The following is a 14167-nucleotide window of genomic DNA, read 5'->3' as shown; positions in this document are numbered from 1 at the left end:
TCGGGGATAACCCTTGCGAGGGTCGTGGTACCACGACCGCCGATCCCATACGGTTTACTGTAAGCCATCACCGGGGGGTTCGCCGGACCGTCTCGGCGAACCACCAGTGAACAGTTACCGTACTCCGTATCAATCGATCCGGGTTCCCGGCTCGCCGCCCGCGAGGAAGGCCGGCAGGTCGTCGGCGCCGAAGACGTACGCCGGCGCGTCGAGGTCGAGGAGGGTCCGGACCTTCCCGGCCATCCCGCCGGTGACGTCGGTGGCGTCGCTCCCGCCGAGGGCGTCGGCCACGTCCGCGAAGGAATCGATCCGGTCGATCACCGCGCCGTCGGCGTCGTAGACGCCGTCGACGGTCGAACAGAGGCCGACCCGGTCGGCGTCCAGCCCCGTCGCGAACCGGACCACCACCTCGTCGCCCGAGATGATCGTCGTCCCGCTCCCCGCGTGGGCGATGACGTCGCCGTGCGAGACGGGGACGAACCCCTCGCCGAGCATCGTCCGCACGGTCTGGATGGGGAGTTCGAGCGTCGCCTCGGCGTCGCGGGCGCCCGCCGAGAGCGGGTGGACCGGCAGGGCCGGGACGTCGCAGTCGTGCAGTCGCGCGAGGACGAACCGGTTGAGTGTCGTCATCGACCCGTGGATCTCGAGGGCCGCGCCCGCGTCGGTCGTCCCTTCGGTCACGCTCACGCCGTGTTTCTCGGCGTAGTGGTGGCCGAAGCTCCCGGCGCCGTGGACCAAAGCGAGGTCCGCGGGGGCGCCGCCACCGACGGCGTCGGCGACGGCGTCGGTCGCCGCCGAGAGCGCGTCGTCGTCGAGCGTCTCCCGGCGCTCCTTGTCGGTGACGAGGCTTCCCCCGAGTTTGAGGACGGTCGTCATTCCAGCCTCCGGACGCCGTCGGTCGCGAGTTCGGCACGGAAGGCCTCCTCACAGCCCGGCGTGAACTGGAGCGCGGTCAGCGTCTCGGGCGTCGGATCGAGGGCGACGATGCAGCCGCCGCCGCCGGCCCCGGTCAGTTTCGCGCCGTGGGCACCGGCCTCGCGGGCCGCCCACACCATGCTGTCGAGCGACCGCGAGGAGACGCCCAGGGATTCGAGCAGACCGTGGTTGAAGTTCATGAGCCGACCGAGTTCCGTCAGCCGGTCGTCGGCCGACCCGTTCTCGGGGTCGAGGAGCCGTTCGCCCGTCCGGACCAGATCGCCGATGGTCGAAACGGTGTCGGCCGCGAAATCGTACTCCTTCTTGAGCGCGCGGACGCCGGCGACGAGTTCGCCGGTGTCGCCCGCGCCGCCGTCGAACCCGACGACGAAGGGGAGGTTCGGCGTCTCGATGGCCCGGCAGTCGTCGCCCTCGACCCGCACGGCGCCCCCGACGGCCGAACAGAAGGTGTCGGCCCGGGAGGCCTGGCCGTCCTGGACGGCCGCCTCGGCGCGGTACGCGCGGTCCGCGAGTTCCCGCGCCGAGAGCTCGTGGCCGAGTTCGCGGGTCGCGGCGTCGATGCCGGCCACGGTCACCGCGGCCGAGGAGCCAAGCCCTGCCCCGAGCGGGATGGAACTCTCGACGGTGATGTCGAAGCCGGCGTCGGGCCGGCCGACGGCCTCGCGGGCCTGTTCGACCGCCGCGTCGACGTAGCCCATCGCCGCCTCGACCAGCGACGCCGGCACGTCCACGTCCGGCCGGCCGTCGGTCGTCCCCGCGTACTCGACGGTGAAGCCGTCGAGGCTGAGGTCGGACGCCTCCACGCGCACGTGGTCGTCGTCGCGGGCCTCGACGGTCACCGTCGCGCGCCGCTCGATGGCACACGGGACGGCGGGTTCGCCGTAGACGACGGCGTGTTCGCCGAAGAGGTACACTTTGCCCGGCGCACTCGATACCGTCATACGAACCCCTACGGACCGGGCGTCGCTTAAGGAGTCCGGATGGGCAGACGGATTACCGTGACCGGTTACCGGTGGTTCGCCGGACCGTCTCGGCGAACCACCAGTACTGACGTACCGTAGACGGTATCACTCCTCGTCCAGGTCGGCGAGGTCCTCGAGTTCGTCGAGGTCGTCGCCGCCGCCGCGGAGCTTCTTCGCGACGACCGCGAGGAGCACGAGGCCGCCGAGGACCAGGAGGAGTGTGCCGAGTTTGCGCCCGGGACAGCCACAGCCCTCGGCCGCGTCGCCCTCGTCCTCGTCGTCGACGGTCGCGTCGTCGTCGTCCGACGACCCGCCGAGCGTCGCGGGACCGATCTGCACCGTACCGTCGCCGAGGTTGAGTTCCAGGAGGGTGAGCTTCTTGTCTACCATACCGACCATAGCGCCAGCCGCGACTTATATTGTCGGTTGCGTGTCCGGACGCAACCGACTTGGTCGTCCGCACCAAGGGAAGACCGATGGATCGGCCCGAGGCGGAGGTCCCCGAGCGACTGGCCGCCGCGGCGGACGACGTCGACGTCCTCGAACTGCTCGACCCCGCCGTCCGCGACTGGTGGGTCGACCGGTTCGGGGCGTACGTCCCCGAGAACGGCGGCTTCTTCACGCCGCCACAGCGGGGCGCCATCCCGCTCGTCCACGAGGGGGAGAACGCGCTCGTCTGTGCCCCGACGGGCAGCGGGAAGACCCTCGCCTCCTTCATCGCGATCATCAACGAACTGTTCCGCCGGGAGCGGGCCGACGGCCTCGACGACACGGTGTACTGTCTGTACGTGTCGCCGCTGAAAGCACTCGCCAACGACGTCCAGCGGAACCTCGCTGACCCGCTGGCCGGCATCCGGGAGCGACTGGAGACGCGGGGGGAGTCGACGGAAGTGCGACAGGCCACCCGCCACGGCGACACCGACGACGCCGCCCGCCGGCGGATGCTCGCGGAGACGCCACACATCCTCAACACGACCCCCGAGACGCTCGCCATCCTGCTCAACGCCCCGAAGTTCCGCGAGAAACTGCGGACCGTCGAGTACGTCGTCGTCGACGAGATTCACGCGCTCGCCGCGAACAAGCGCGGCACGCACCTCTCGGTGTCGTTGGAACGGCTGGCAGACCTGACCGAGGGCTCGCCGACCCGGATCGGCTGTTCGGCGACGGTCGAACCCCTCGATACCGTCGCCGACTTCCTCGTCGGGCGGGCGGAACCGGGTGGCCCGGCCCGGGACTGCGAGGTGGTCGACGCCCGCTTCGCCCGCGAGTTCGACCTCCGGATCGACTGCCCGGTCGACGACCTGGTCGCCACGCCCGGCGACGTCGTCCGCGACCGCTTCTACGACCGCCTCCACGACCTGGTCGACTCCCACACCAACACGCTGGTGTTCACGAACACCCGCTCGGGTGCCGAGCGGGTCCTGCAGGCGCTCCGCGAGCGCTACGGCTACGACGACGGGAACTCCGGCTGTCACCACGGGAGCCTCTCGGCCGAGCGCCGGGACGCGGTGGAGGCGGCGCTCAAGGCCGGCGACCTCGACGTGGTGACCACCTCCACCAGCCTCGAACTCGGTATCGACATGCCCCACGTCGACCTGGTAGTGCAGGTCGGCTCGCCGAAATCCGTCGCGGCGTTGCTCCAGCGGGTCGGACGGGCTGGCCACCAAGTGGGACAGGTCGTCGAGGGGCGCGTGGTCGCCCTGGACCGCGACGACCTGGTCGAGTGTGCCGTGATGGGCCGCAAGGCCGAATCCGGGTTCGTCGACCGCGTGTTCGTCCCCGAGAACGCCTTCGACGTGGCCGCCCAGCACGTCTATGGGATGGCGATCAACGGCGTTCGCCCCGAGTCCGAGGTGCGGGCGATCCTCCGCCGAGCCTACCCCTACCGGAACTTCGGCGGCGACGACTTCGAGACGCTCTTTCGGTACCTCACCGCCGATTACGAGGGACTGGAGGAGCGAAACGTCTACGCGAAGGTCTGGCGGGACCGGAACGACCCGCCGGACGGCGAGCACCACCACCCGTCGTTCCCGGTCGGCGAGCCACTGATCGGCAAGCGGGGCCGCCTCGCGCGGATGATCTACCTGACGAACGTCGGGACCATCCCCGACTCCTTCGCCTGTGACGTGTTCGTTCGCGGCGGCGAGGAGTGGGTCGGCCAACTCGACGAGGACTACCTCGACACCCTCGATCCGGGCGACGTGTTCGTCATCGGCGGCGAGCGCTTCGAGTTCCGCTACCGTCGCGGTTCGAAGGTGTACGTCGACCGCACCGCCGCCCGGCCGACGGTGCCCTCGTGGTACTCCGAGCGCCTGCCGCTCTCGGCGGACCTCGCGCGGGAGATCCTCGCCTTCCAGCGCGACCTCCTCGACCGTCTCGGCGAGGGCGGTCCGCCGGCGGCCCGGGACTGGCTCCGGAGCGACGTCCTGTCGGAACGGGCGGTGCGGGCGCTGACCCGCCTCTACGACCAGCAGGTCGCCTTCGCCGGCGCGGAGAGCGTCTCGACGCCGACCCGCCTCGCCATCGAGGAGGTACGCGACCGGGAGGCCTACCGCCGCCGGTACTACGTCCACGCCGTCTACGGGCGGCGGTGCAACGACGGCCTCTCGCGGCTGCTGGCCGCGAAGTGTGCCAACGAGGCGACGGCGAACGTCACCGTCGCGGTCGCCGACAACGGCTTCGTCCTCTCGATGCCGCTGAACCGCCGGATCGACGTCGCCGGCCTCCTCCGGGGACTCGACCCCGACGACGTGCGGGCGGAACTCCGGGCGGCCCTCCGGGGGACCGACCTCCGCAAGCGGTACTTCCGGATCGACGCCACGCGCTCGCTGATGATCCTGAAACGGTACAAGGGGACGGAGAAGTCGGCGGCTCGCCAGCAGGTCGAAAGCGAGACGCTCCTCTCGCTGGCCGACGACCTGGAGGACTTCGCGGTGATCGAGGAGACCGACCGGGAGCTACTGGAGGACAAACTCCACGTCGAGGGGCTCGAACGCGTGCTTCGGGGGATCCGGTCGGGGAAAATCGAGATCAGCGAGCGGACGGTCGAGACGCCCACGCCGCGGGCCTTCGGCCTGGCGACCCTCGCCGCCACCGACACCGTCCTCGCCGAGGACGAGGACGCGGTGCTCCGGGAGTTCCACGAGCGGGTGCTGGCGGATATCGACGGGAGGTCGGCGGGAAGCGACGCCGATGTCGCCGGCGGTAACGGGCCACGCGGAGCGGACGGCGACGGGTAACGGCACGACTGACCGGCCCGGCGGGCGGACGGATCGACCAACGGACATTTGTCGGTGTGGCAAATACGATCGGGTGACGGAAACGGTGATTCGGCTATCGCCGGGGACGGTCGGGGGGCCACGATGTGGGACATAGGACGGTCGTCATGGTAAGGTCGGCTCACGCTCTCGGGTAGATGGATCTCTCGCTCACGCTGTTCGTGCTGCTGGAGCTCGTCGTCGGCGCGACAGCGACGGTCGTGGCGTTCGTGGCGTGGACCTACCGCGACAGGCCGGGGGGAACTCCTCTGCTGGCGATGGCGGTCACGGGCGTCGCCTACGCGGCGACGAGCGTCGTCGAGTCGACCGTCGGCGACCCGATGCTGTGGGAGCTGGTCACGGGCCTCCAGTATCCACTGACGGCCGCCCTCGCCGTCGAGTCGTTCTACCTCGCCGCCGAGTTCACGCGGCGCGAGCGGTACCTGCGGCCGGCGGTCACGGGGCCGCTGGTCGGCGTGGTGGTGGTGATCCTAGCAGTCTCGCTGACCGATCCCGCACACGACCTGCTTCGAGGCCCACCCGAACTGACGGCCATGGGCGTGTTCACCGCCACCTACGGCCCGCTCTTCTGGATGCATACGCTCGTCTCGCTGGCGATCATCCTCGCCAGCGTCACCCTGTTGACCGTCGAACTGGCGAACGCGGACGGGATCTACCGCGAGCAGATCACAGCCGTCGTCGTGGGCTTTCTGCTCGGAATCGCCTTCTTCCTCTGGGAGTCGCTCGCACCGATCCATCCGGCGTTCAACCTCGCGACCGTCGGGATCGTCGGCTGGTGTTTCGCCACGCTCTGGGGCGTGTTTCGGGTCGATCTACTCGAAACGAGACAGGTCGCCCGCAAGACGCTCATCGACGGCATGGCCGATCCCGTCATCGCGCTGGACACGGAGGACCGCGTCCTCGATACCAATCCACGGGCGCGCGACCTCCTCGACCTCGACGACGACGACGTCGGAACCCCCGTCACGGCGGCACTCTCCGCGTATCCGCCGCTGCTGGACGCGATCGGTGCCGGCGAGGACGAACGGGAGATCACGCTCCGGCGGGACGGCAGGGAGCGCCACTACCGGATCAAGCAGTCGCCGGTGTATCACACCCGGTCGCACGCGGGCCGCCTCGGCGATCGCGAGGTCCGACTCGGTCGGACGGTAGTGATCGAGGACGTGACCGAGCGCAGGAACCGTGAGCGGGAACTCGAACGACAGAACGAGCACCTCGACGAGTTCGTGAGCGTCGTCTCTCACGACCTTAGAAACCCGCTGAACGTCGGCGCGGGACACGCCGAGCTGGCCCGTCAGGAGTGTGACAGCGACCACCTCGACGAAGTGCTGCGATCGCACGAGCGGATGGAGGCCCTGATCGAGGACCTCCTGACCCTGGCGCGGAGCGGGCGCTCCATCGACGAGACGGAGGCGGTCGACCTGCCGGCGGTCGCCCGGCGCTGCTGGCGGAACGTCGAGACCGACGGCGCGACTCTCTCCGTCGAGACGGACCAGACGGTCGTCGCCGACCGGACCCGCCTCCAGCAGCTGCTGGAGAACCTCGTGCGGAACAGCGTCGAACACGGGTCGACCGACAGCCGGCCGGAGGCCGACGATAGCGTCGAACACGGAGCGGGCAACGACGACGGCGTCACGGTCACGGTCGGTGCGGTCGAGGACGGCTTCTTCGTGGCGGACGACGGCTCGGGGATCGACGCGGCGGAGCACGAGCGGGTGTTCGAGAGCGGCTACTCGACCGGGGACGAGGGGAGCGGGCTCGGATTACACATCGTCGAACGGATCGCCGAGGCACACGGTTGGTCCGTCCGCGCCGCCGAGAGCGCGGCGGGCGGGGCGCGCTTCGAAATAACCGGCGTCGAGGCGGCGTAGGTCTCGGGTCGTCGTCACCGCCGCGCCCAGTCCAGCATCCGGGCGTAGAACGGCTCCGACGCCAGCGCCCCGGCGTCCCCGACGAGGACGAGCGACTTCTTCGCCCGCGTGAGCGCCACGTTCACCCGCCGGGTATCCTCGAAGATGGGGCCGTCGAGGTCGCCGGTGGCGACGAAGGAGACGACGACCACCTCGGCGCTCGACCCCTGGAAGCGGTCGACGGTGTCGACGGCCACGTCCACCCGGCGGCTGATCTCCGCCACCTGCGCGCGGAAGGGGGCGATCACCACCACGTCGTCGGGGTCGACGCCGGCGTCGAGGTACTCCGCGACGACGGCGGCCACCCGCTCGGCCTCGACGGGGTTGGCGTTGCCCTCGCGGCGACCGTCGGGGTCGATAAATCGGACGCCCCGCCGAAGTTCCGGACCGAGGGCCGCCCCGTCGACGCCCGGGAGGTCGGAAAGCGTCCCGCCGGCCACCTCGGGGGTCGCCGGACGGAGCGCGCCGTCGTAGAACTCCCGGGAGGCAAAGGCCTGGATGCGCTGGCTCATGCGGTACTGTCTGTCGAGCATGGTCGCGGCGTCGGGATGCGCGTCGTGGAGGCGCTCGAACAGCGATGTAGCGAGCCGTTCGTCGCCCGACTGGACGACCGGTGGGAGTTGCTGGTGGTCGCCGACGAGAACGAACCGGTCCGCGAGGTTGATGGCCGCGAGCGTCCCCGGCTCCGTCAACTGCGACGCCTCGTCGACGACGGCGACGTCGAAGGAATCCTCGCGGAGCTCCCGGGAGCCACAGGTGGCGGTGGTGGCGGCGACGACGGGCGCCGACCGGAGCGCGGCCGCCCGGTCGTTCGGCTCGCCCCGGCGCTCCAGGCGCACGTCGAGCATGTCCTCGCGGACGCCAGTCGCCGTGCCCACCCGAGCCACGTCCTCGAACCCCTGTTCCCGGAGGGCTTCGAGGGCGTTGTCGACGGCACGGTTCGTAAACGCCGAGAGGAGGACCCGCTCGCCGCGTTCGACCAGCGCTCGGACGACGTGGGCGATGGTGTAGGTCTTGCCCGTCCCCGGCGGGCCGTGGACGAGCGCGAAATCCTCGGCGCCGACGGCCCGCCGGACGGCGTCGTTCTGGGCATCGTTGTTGTCGACGAACGTCTCCGCCACCTCGTTGAAGGTGGGGTCCCGCCGGCCGAACAGGACGTCCTTCCGCTCGGGGTCGCCCTTCAGGAGCGCGTCGTGGAGTGCCGTCAGCTGGCGCGAGACCGAAATCTCCGAGGGGTAGACGTCGAGCCGTCGTAGGTCGAGCGGTTCGTCTACCCTGACGACCGCCTCGTCGCCGAGTTCCTCGATCCGCCCGAGTTCGGCGTCGCCGTCGATGGGGTCGCCCGCGCTGGCGAGGGCGACGTCGCCCTCGCGGAGTTTCGAGACGGCGCCGTCGGGGACCCGTGCCCGGAGTTCCCAGTCGCCGTCGGGGAGCTGCCGACGGTCGAGCGGCTCCAAGTCGATCAGGGCGCGGTCGGCCGCCGCCCGCTCGGCCGGTCGCTGTTCCCACAGCTTCCGGTACTCCGCGTGGACCGCCCGGCGCTCGTCCTCGATGGCCCGGTAGAACGTCTCGAAGTACTCGCGTTCCTCCTCGGGGATGGCGGTGCCGACCTGTCCGGCCTTGGACTCCTGATCGAGGCGCCCCGAGACGACCATGCAGGTGTCCTGCTCGAAGCACCACTCGCATTTGGCGTCGGCCTCGTAGCCCGTAGGGACGCGACGCTCGGCCTCGGCGGCCGCGATCTCGTTGCGCGTCCGGACGACGAACTCCAGCAACCCGCGCCCGACCGAGAACTCCTTGGCCGGGGAGAGGTCGCCGCTCGCCTCGCTCCGGTCGAGGGCCGCATTTTTCGTGTAGAGGAGCGTCCCCGTGTCCGGCGGGTCGCCCGACTCGCCGAGCAGGAGGGCGTACGTCGCCGCCTGGATCTTGTCGTGAAAGCGCGGGTCGCGCTTGGTGTTTTTCCCCGTCTTGAGTTCGACCGGCATCCCGCGCCGGAGCGCGTCGGCGCGTCCCTTGATGCCGAAGGTGGGACTGATGAGCGTGTACTCCGAGCGCCACTCGTCCTCGTCGGTGAGGGTACCCTGTGCCAGCCACCCCTCGATGGCGGCGGCGTTCCGGCGCACCTCGTCGCGGACCTCCTCGGCCTCGCGGCCCAGCAACCCGAGTTCCAGCCCCGCGGCTTCGACGTGGTCCGCGACGGCGGCGTCGAGGTCACGGCCCCGCAACAGGTCGCCGAACACCTCGTGGACGATGGTCCCCTTGACGACGGGGTAGGCGAGTGGCACGCCCGAGAGCTTGTTCAGGTAGTACATCCGCGGACACTGCACCCACGAGCGCACGTCGGTCACGTCCACGAGGAAGTCGGGTTCGAGGACGACGTAGGAGTCGCCGGTCGTCGCGTATCCCCGCTCGCCCCGGAACTCCGTCTCTTCGGCCTCGGTCACGAGGAGGTCCATCCCCTCGCCCGCGTGCTCGGCGGTGTGGGTCCACTTCCCCCAGAGCGTCACCGTGACCGATCCGTCGGCCGTCGCCGCCCCCTCGCCGTCGATGCGCTCGGGACGGATCGTCGCCTCGACGAGTTCGCGTTCGCCGTGTCGCGTCGAGACGCTTCGCACCTCGCCGACGTCGATGATCGTCCCGCGGAGGTTCACGACCGGGGGTGGGCGGTCGCCGGCGAAAAACCCTGCGGGTCACCCACCGTCGCCGTCCCCCTCGCCGCTCCGGACGTCGCCGAGGCGGTCGACCGCCTCGTCGTCCGCCGCCGAGACCGTGGTTCGCCCCCGCGGCGACCCGGGCGGGCCGTCCCCGGCTTCGGCCGACCGCACGTCCGTCGACCCGCACAGCGGGCACGCCCCGGTCGGGTCCTCGACGGCCGTCCCGCAGACTGCACAGACGACGTCGCCGGTCGGGTCGTCGTCCGCCATCTCGCGGTCGCCGGTCGGGTCGTCGACGTCGACCGCTCGCTCGCCCGCCGTCGGCGCATCGGTCCCGCCGGCCACCGACTCGGCGTCGGGGATGGACACCCGGTCGGGGCGCTCGACGTCCTCGCCGTCGCCCGACGTGTCGTCGCCGTCCTCGGTCGTGGCAGCGTTCGGAACCGTCCCCGACGACGTTTCACCCTCCGAGGGGGGCGATGGATCGAGATCCGACGGCGTCTCCAACGGTCGGTCGTCCCGGTGGACGACGGTGGGGGACTCGCCCGCGAACCGATCCTCGTCATCCGGGGGCGCGTCGTCGCCATCAGTCCCGTCGCCGAAAAAGGAGCCGAGCCACGCGCGGAGGCCATCGAGGAGCCCCGTCATCGGTAATGTTTGAACAGGAGCGCCTTCACGTCGTCTTTGGTCCGGACCTGCTCGGTCGTCCCGTCGGGCAGTTCGACCGCGTACCGCTCGTCGCCGTCGGACTCGCCCCACTTGTCGTCGTGGGTGTCCAGCAGACTCATCATCTCGTTCAGCATGGCGTCGTCGCCGCCGGTCGTGGGGTCGCCGTCGGTCGTGGGGTCGCCGTCGGTCGTGGGGTCGCCGTCGGTCGTCCCGTCCGCGGCCTCGCCGTCGTCGTCGTCGACGACACGGGCCGTCGCGGCCTCGGTGCCGTCGACCGAGTCGCCCCCGTCGGCGTCGTCCGCCGCGTTCGCGGGGTCCGCCTCCTCGTCGTCCTCGTAGCGATCGAGGAGATATTCGACGGCGTCGCGGGGCCGGACGTGGCCGTACTTGCCGACCACGTCGCGCGCGATCTCCTCCTGGAGGGCGCGCAGACGCTCCTCCTGTTCCGAGGTGATCTCGATTTCGGGCATTGCCCGAGTTTGCGTCCCGCGACCTATGAAGGTGGGCGTCTCCGCGACCGATACACTCTCGGGGATCGCTCGTCAACCGCGGCCCATGCGGGTCAGAGAGTGGCAGGACATCCTCGACGACGTGAGCGAAGGAACCGTCGACCCGGACGGGTGGCGTGCCGTCGCCGGACAGCGCCGTGACGGCGTCGGCGAGGATCTCTATCTCGGCCATCCGGGCGTCGGCGTCTACCACCTGAAGACGTACGCGAAGAACCCGTACGACGTCCGGGGCGTCGGCACGAAGGTCACCCGGTCGCTCGACGACGACATCGCCGCTCACTTCCCGACCGAGGACCGCCCCCGGCGCTTCGCGGTCCAGTCGCCGCCGGAGAACGAGGACGAGGCCGAGTCGACGGCCAGACGGCTGGCCGAGACGGTACGGGTTCACGCCGAGGCGCCGACCACGCCCGAGGACTTCTTCGAGGACGTGATGGACGCCGTCGACAGCCCGGCCTACGGACCGATGTCCTTCGACCTCGCGGACCGCCCCGAGCCGCTGGACGCACTCTCGGAGACGTTCGAGGAGGCGGAGGAACTGCTCGATGCGGAACTCGATGATCTGATCGAAAACGACGGCGTCGGCCGCGGCTTCCAGTGACTACGCGGCGTCGGCGGCGCCCTTGGCTTCGAGGAGCTCCTTGTACCGGTTGCGGATGGTGACCTCGCTGATGTTGGCCACCTCGCTGACCTCGCTCTGGGTCACCGTCTCGTTGGTGAGGAGGGCGGCGGCGTAGACGGCGGCGGCCGCGAGGCCGACCGGGCTCTTGCCGCTGTGGACGCCGCGCTCGCGCGAGGAGCGGAGCAGTTCGCGGGCCTGTCGGCTCACCTCCTCCGAGAGGTCGAGATCGGAGGCAAAGCGCGGGACGTACTGCTCGGGGTCGGCGGGTTTGACCTCGAGTTTGAGTTCGCGGACGACGTAGCGGTACGTCCGGGTCAGCTCCATCTTCTCGACGCGGGAGACGGTGGCGATCTCGTCGAGGCTTCGTGGGGTGCCGGCCTGGCGCGCGGCGGCGTAGAGCGCCGCAGTGGCGACGCCCTCGATCGATCGGCCGGGCAGGAGGTCCTCGCTCAGCGCGCGGCGGTAGATGACGCTCGCGGTCTCGCGGACGTTCTCGGGCAGGCCGAGCGCCGAGGCCATGCGATCGATCTCGCCGAGGGCCTGTTTGAGGTTGCGCTCCTTCGAGTCACGGGTGCGGAACCGCTCGTTCCAGGTCCGCAGGCGCTGCATCTTCTCGCGCTGGCGCGAGGAGAGCGCCCGCCCGTAGGCGTCCTTGTCCTGCCAGCCGATGTTCGTCGACAGCCCCTTGTCGTGCATCATCTGGGTCGTCGGGGCACCCACGCGGGACTTGGAGTCGCGCTCGCTGGAGTCGAAGGCGCGCCACTCGGGGCCGTGGTCGATCTCGTCCTCCTCGACGACGAGCCCACAGTCGGCACACACGGTCTCGCCGTGTTCCTCGTCGGTCACGAGGGAGCCGCTACACTCGGGGCAGTTCGGGGCCGTCCGCTCGTCCGTTCGTTCCTGTTCTCGCTCGGCCGCGTCCGTGGTACTGTATGTCGTTGTTTCGCTCATGGTTGGTGTCGGATGCCCCCGTACCGAGAGAGAAGCGAAGAGACGAACGGCGGGTGGGTCCTTAACCAAAGGTACGGTCGTGACAGTTATAAACGTTTTGGCCCCGAAACGCCCGAATTCGGGTCGTTAACGGTCTTACACGGGTATTTTGCCGTGTGAGTGAGGCACACGGACGCGCCGGCGACGTATATATCTATTTCGCTCGTCACGTGGGCCAAGCTACTTGACCGCAGCGACCGAACCCGCGGTATGTCGATCACGCTGTACGCGCTCGACGGCTGCCCGTACTGTGAGAAGATCCACGACGCGCTCGCGGCACACGACGTCACCTACGACACCGTCTGGGTCGAGGCGCTCCACTCGGAACGAAACGAGGTAAAGCGAGTCAGCGGCCAGCGAGGCGTCCCGGTCCTCGTCGACGACGACCACGGCGTCACGATGGCCGAGAGCGACAACATCCTGCAGTACGTCGAGCGAACCCTGGCATGACGGTCTACACCGGCCGCGGCGACGAGGGCATGACCGACCTGCGGGACATGTCCCGCGTCTCGAAGACGAGTTCCCGGATCGAGGCCTACGGCACCGTCGACGAGGCGAACGCCCTCATCGGGACGATCCGACCGTCGGGGTACGACGACGTCGACGACCGGCTCGAACGGATCCAGAACCACCTCCACATCGTCCAAGCGGACTTCGCGAACCCCGACCCGGACGACGACGACCCCGCCGTCGACGAGGCCCACGTCGAGGAACTGGAGGCGTGGATCGACGAGGCCGAGGCGGAACTCGATCCGCTGCAGTCGTTCGTCCTCCCCGGCGGGAGCGAGGCCGGCGCCGCCCTCCATCACGCCCGAACGGTCGTCAGGCGGGCCGAACGGCGGGCGGTCGACCTGGCCGACGCCGACCCGGTGAACCCCGTCGCCGTCGCCTACCTGAACCGGCTCTCCGACGCGCTGTTTACGTTCGGTCGCCTCGTCAACGCCCGCGACGGCGTCCGCGAGGACCGCCCGACGTACTGAACGGGCGACACACCACCGCGCCCCCGTGCCGACGGCCGGTCATCCCCCACAAGAGCTATATTTGTCGTCCACGTCTGGTCACATATGAACAAACACTTCGAAGACGCACTGTACTACATCGGCCGCGCCGGCGAGCACGCGAAGGAAGGCGTCATCGAGGAACTCGATCCGCTGGAGGAGCGATTCCGGGAGCTCACCGGGGAGGAGAAGGAGCCGGAACCGTCGCGCCTGGAGAAGCTACAGGACGACCTGCAGGAACTGGAATCCCGGGCCGAGGGCGAGGCGAAGACGGCCATCGAGGACGCCCGCGAGCGCATCCGTCGGTACCGCTCGGGCGAGTAAGACAATCCTTAAGTCGGCGTCGCCGGTACCGACGTACTGCGCGGGTTGGTGGTCTAGCCCGGTTATGACGGCTCCTTCACACGGAGCAGGCCGGCGGTTCGAATCCGCCCCAACCCACTTCTGCCGACGCAACGACGACGAGCGAAGCGAGGAGTCCGTTCGTCGTCGAAGTGGTCGGCGGATTCGGTCCCAGAGGACGAGCGAAGCGAGTCCTCGCGGTTCGAATCCGCCCCAACCCACTCGTTTTCCTGACGTTCCTGAAGGAGGGATGGAACAGGCCGGCGTTCCCGCCGAGCGGAGCGAGGCGGGAGGCAGCGG

At 69.8% G+C, this 14167-nt stretch carries 13 protein-coding genes and 1 tRNA gene; 7 read left to right on the top strand and 7 right to left on the bottom strand.

Translation table 11 applies throughout. The features are described from left to right. Window positions 1-129: 129 nt before the first annotated feature. From EI982_RS17305 to EI982_RS17295, 3 genes are all read right to left on the bottom strand, one after another. The gene (locus EI982_RS17305) at window positions 130-876 is read right to left on the bottom strand and encodes an isopentenyl phosphate kinase (RefSeq protein WP_157690874.1); all 747 of its coding nucleotides are present in this window, start codon (window positions 874-876) and stop codon (window positions 130-132) included. Continuing rightward, the gene (mvk, locus tag EI982_RS17300) at window positions 873-1877 is read right to left on the bottom strand and encodes a mevalonate kinase (protein WP_157690873.1); all 1005 of its coding nucleotides are present in this window, start codon (window positions 1875-1877) and stop codon (window positions 873-875) included. The genes EI982_RS17305 and mvk overlap by 4 nt, the downstream gene beginning before the upstream one ends. 126 nt (window positions 1878-2003) lie before the next feature. After that, window positions 2004-2288, bottom strand: a complete 285-nt coding sequence (locus EI982_RS17295; RefSeq protein WP_157690872.1) for a hypothetical protein — start codon at window positions 2286-2288, stop codon at window positions 2004-2006. An 86-nt stretch (window positions 2289-2374) separates the two neighbouring features. Here EI982_RS17295 and EI982_RS17290 point away from each other — a divergent pair, with 86 nt between their 5' ends. Then, window positions 2375-5137 carry an ATP-dependent helicase gene (locus EI982_RS17290; RefSeq protein WP_157690871.1) on the top strand — a complete coding sequence of 921 codons (2763 nt, stop codon included), beginning with the start codon at window positions 2375-2377 and terminating at the stop codon, window positions 5135-5137. A gap of 176 nt (window positions 5138-5313) precedes the next feature. Further along, window positions 5314-7047: a sensor histidine kinase gene (locus tag EI982_RS17285; RefSeq protein ID WP_157690870.1), complete on the top strand. Its 1734-nt coding sequence runs from the start codon at window positions 5314-5316 to the stop codon at window positions 7045-7047. A 14-nt stretch (window positions 7048-7061) separates the two neighbouring features. On the opposite strand, the gene EI982_RS17280 is transcribed toward EI982_RS17285, so the two are convergent. The 3 genes from EI982_RS17280 to EI982_RS17270 are packed head-to-tail and all read right to left on the bottom strand — an operon-like array spanning window position 7062 to window position 10879. Next, window positions 7062-9737, bottom strand: a complete 2676-nt coding sequence (locus EI982_RS17280) for an AAA domain-containing protein (protein ID WP_157690869.1) — start codon at window positions 9735-9737, stop codon at window positions 7062-7064. 39 nt (window positions 9738-9776) lie between these two features. After that, window positions 9777-10388 (bottom strand): hypothetical protein, encoded by a 612-nt coding sequence (locus EI982_RS17275; protein WP_157690868.1) that lies wholly within the window; start codon window positions 10386-10388, stop codon window positions 9777-9779. Beyond that, window positions 10385-10879, bottom strand: coding sequence for a hypothetical protein (locus EI982_RS17270; RefSeq protein ID WP_157690867.1), 495 nt, complete (start codon window positions 10877-10879; stop codon window positions 10385-10387). Before EI982_RS17270 ends, EI982_RS17275 begins: the two co-directional genes overlap by 4 nt. Window positions 10880-10964: 85 nt before the next feature. Here EI982_RS17270 and EI982_RS17265 point away from each other — a divergent pair, with 85 nt between their 5' ends. Beyond that, window positions 10965-11516, top strand: a complete 552-nt coding sequence (locus tag EI982_RS17265; protein WP_157690866.1) for a hypothetical protein — start codon at window positions 10965-10967, stop codon at window positions 11514-11516. Here the strand turns inward: EI982_RS17265 and EI982_RS17260 are convergent, their stop codons facing one another. After that, window positions 11517-12488, bottom strand: coding sequence for a transcription initiation factor IIB (locus EI982_RS17260; RefSeq protein WP_157690865.1), 972 nt, complete (start codon window positions 12486-12488; stop codon window positions 11517-11519). Window positions 12489-12737: 249 nt separating this feature from the next. Between EI982_RS17260 and EI982_RS17255 the strand changes: the two genes are divergently transcribed. From EI982_RS17255 to EI982_RS17240, 4 genes are all read left to right on the top strand, one after another. After that, window positions 12738-12977, top strand: a complete 240-nt coding sequence (locus EI982_RS17255; protein WP_157690864.1) for a glutaredoxin family protein — start codon at window positions 12738-12740, stop codon at window positions 12975-12977. Next, window positions 12974-13507 (top strand): cob(I)yrinic acid a,c-diamide adenosyltransferase, encoded by a 534-nt coding sequence (locus EI982_RS17250; protein ID WP_157690863.1) that lies wholly within the window; start codon window positions 12974-12976, stop codon window positions 13505-13507. The genes EI982_RS17255 and EI982_RS17250 overlap by 4 nt, the downstream gene beginning before the upstream one ends. Before the next feature lie 84 nt (window positions 13508-13591). Then, window positions 13592-13849 carry a DUF7553 family protein gene (locus tag EI982_RS17245; protein WP_157690862.1) on the top strand — a complete coding sequence of 86 codons (258 nt, stop codon included), beginning with the start codon at window positions 13592-13594 and terminating at the stop codon, window positions 13847-13849. A gap of 42 nt (window positions 13850-13891) precedes the next feature. Next, a tRNA-Val gene (locus tag EI982_RS17240) sits at window positions 13892-13966 on the top strand. Window positions 13967-14167 lie beyond the last annotated feature (201 nt).

It is taken from the genome of Haloplanus salinarum (genome assembly GCF_009762275.1).
GTDB lineage: Archaea > Halobacteriota > Halobacteria > Halobacteriales > Haloferacaceae > Haloplanus > Haloplanus salinarum.
This window is presented reverse-complemented; position numbering and strand designations above follow the sequence as displayed.

What these genes read in the sequence shown, in the direction of transcription:
- EI982_RS17305 (WP_157690874.1), bottom strand. Translation starts at nt 876, where the DNA reads ATGACGACCGTCCTCAAACTCGGGGGAAGCCTCGTCACCGACAAGGAG.
- mvk (WP_157690873.1), bottom strand. Translation starts at nt 1,877, where the DNA reads ATGACGGTATCGAGTGCGCCGGGCAAAGTGTACCTCTTCGGCGAACAC.
- EI982_RS17295 (WP_157690872.1), bottom strand. Translation starts at nt 2,288, where the DNA reads ATGGTAGACAAGAAGCTCACCCTCCTGGAACTCAACCTCGGCGACGGT.
- EI982_RS17290 (WP_157690871.1), top strand. Translation starts at nt 2,375, where the DNA reads ATGGATCGGCCCGAGGCGGAGGTCCCCGAGCGACTGGCCGCCGCGGCG.
- EI982_RS17285 (WP_157690870.1), top strand. Translation starts at nt 5,314, where the DNA reads ATGGATCTCTCGCTCACGCTGTTCGTGCTGCTGGAGCTCGTCGTCGGC.
- EI982_RS17275 (WP_157690868.1), bottom strand. Translation starts at nt 10,388, where the DNA reads ATGACGGGGCTCCTCGATGGCCTCCGCGCGTGGCTCGGCTCCTTTTTC.
- EI982_RS17270 (WP_157690867.1), bottom strand. Translation starts at nt 10,879, where the DNA reads ATGCCCGAAATCGAGATCACCTCGGAACAGGAGGAGCGTCTGCGCGCC.
- EI982_RS17265 (WP_157690866.1), top strand. Translation starts at nt 10,965, where the DNA reads ATGCGGGTCAGAGAGTGGCAGGACATCCTCGACGACGTGAGCGAAGGA.
- EI982_RS17260 (WP_157690865.1), bottom strand. Translation starts at nt 12,488, where the DNA reads ATGAGCGAAACAACGACATACAGTACCACGGACGCGGCCGAGCGAGAA.
- EI982_RS17255 (WP_157690864.1), top strand. Translation starts at nt 12,738, where the DNA reads ATGTCGATCACGCTGTACGCGCTCGACGGCTGCCCGTACTGTGAGAAG.
- EI982_RS17250 (WP_157690863.1), top strand. Translation starts at nt 12,974, where the DNA reads ATGACGGTCTACACCGGCCGCGGCGACGAGGGCATGACCGACCTGCGG.
- EI982_RS17245 (WP_157690862.1), top strand. Translation starts at nt 13,592, where the DNA reads ATGAACAAACACTTCGAAGACGCACTGTACTACATCGGCCGCGCCGGC.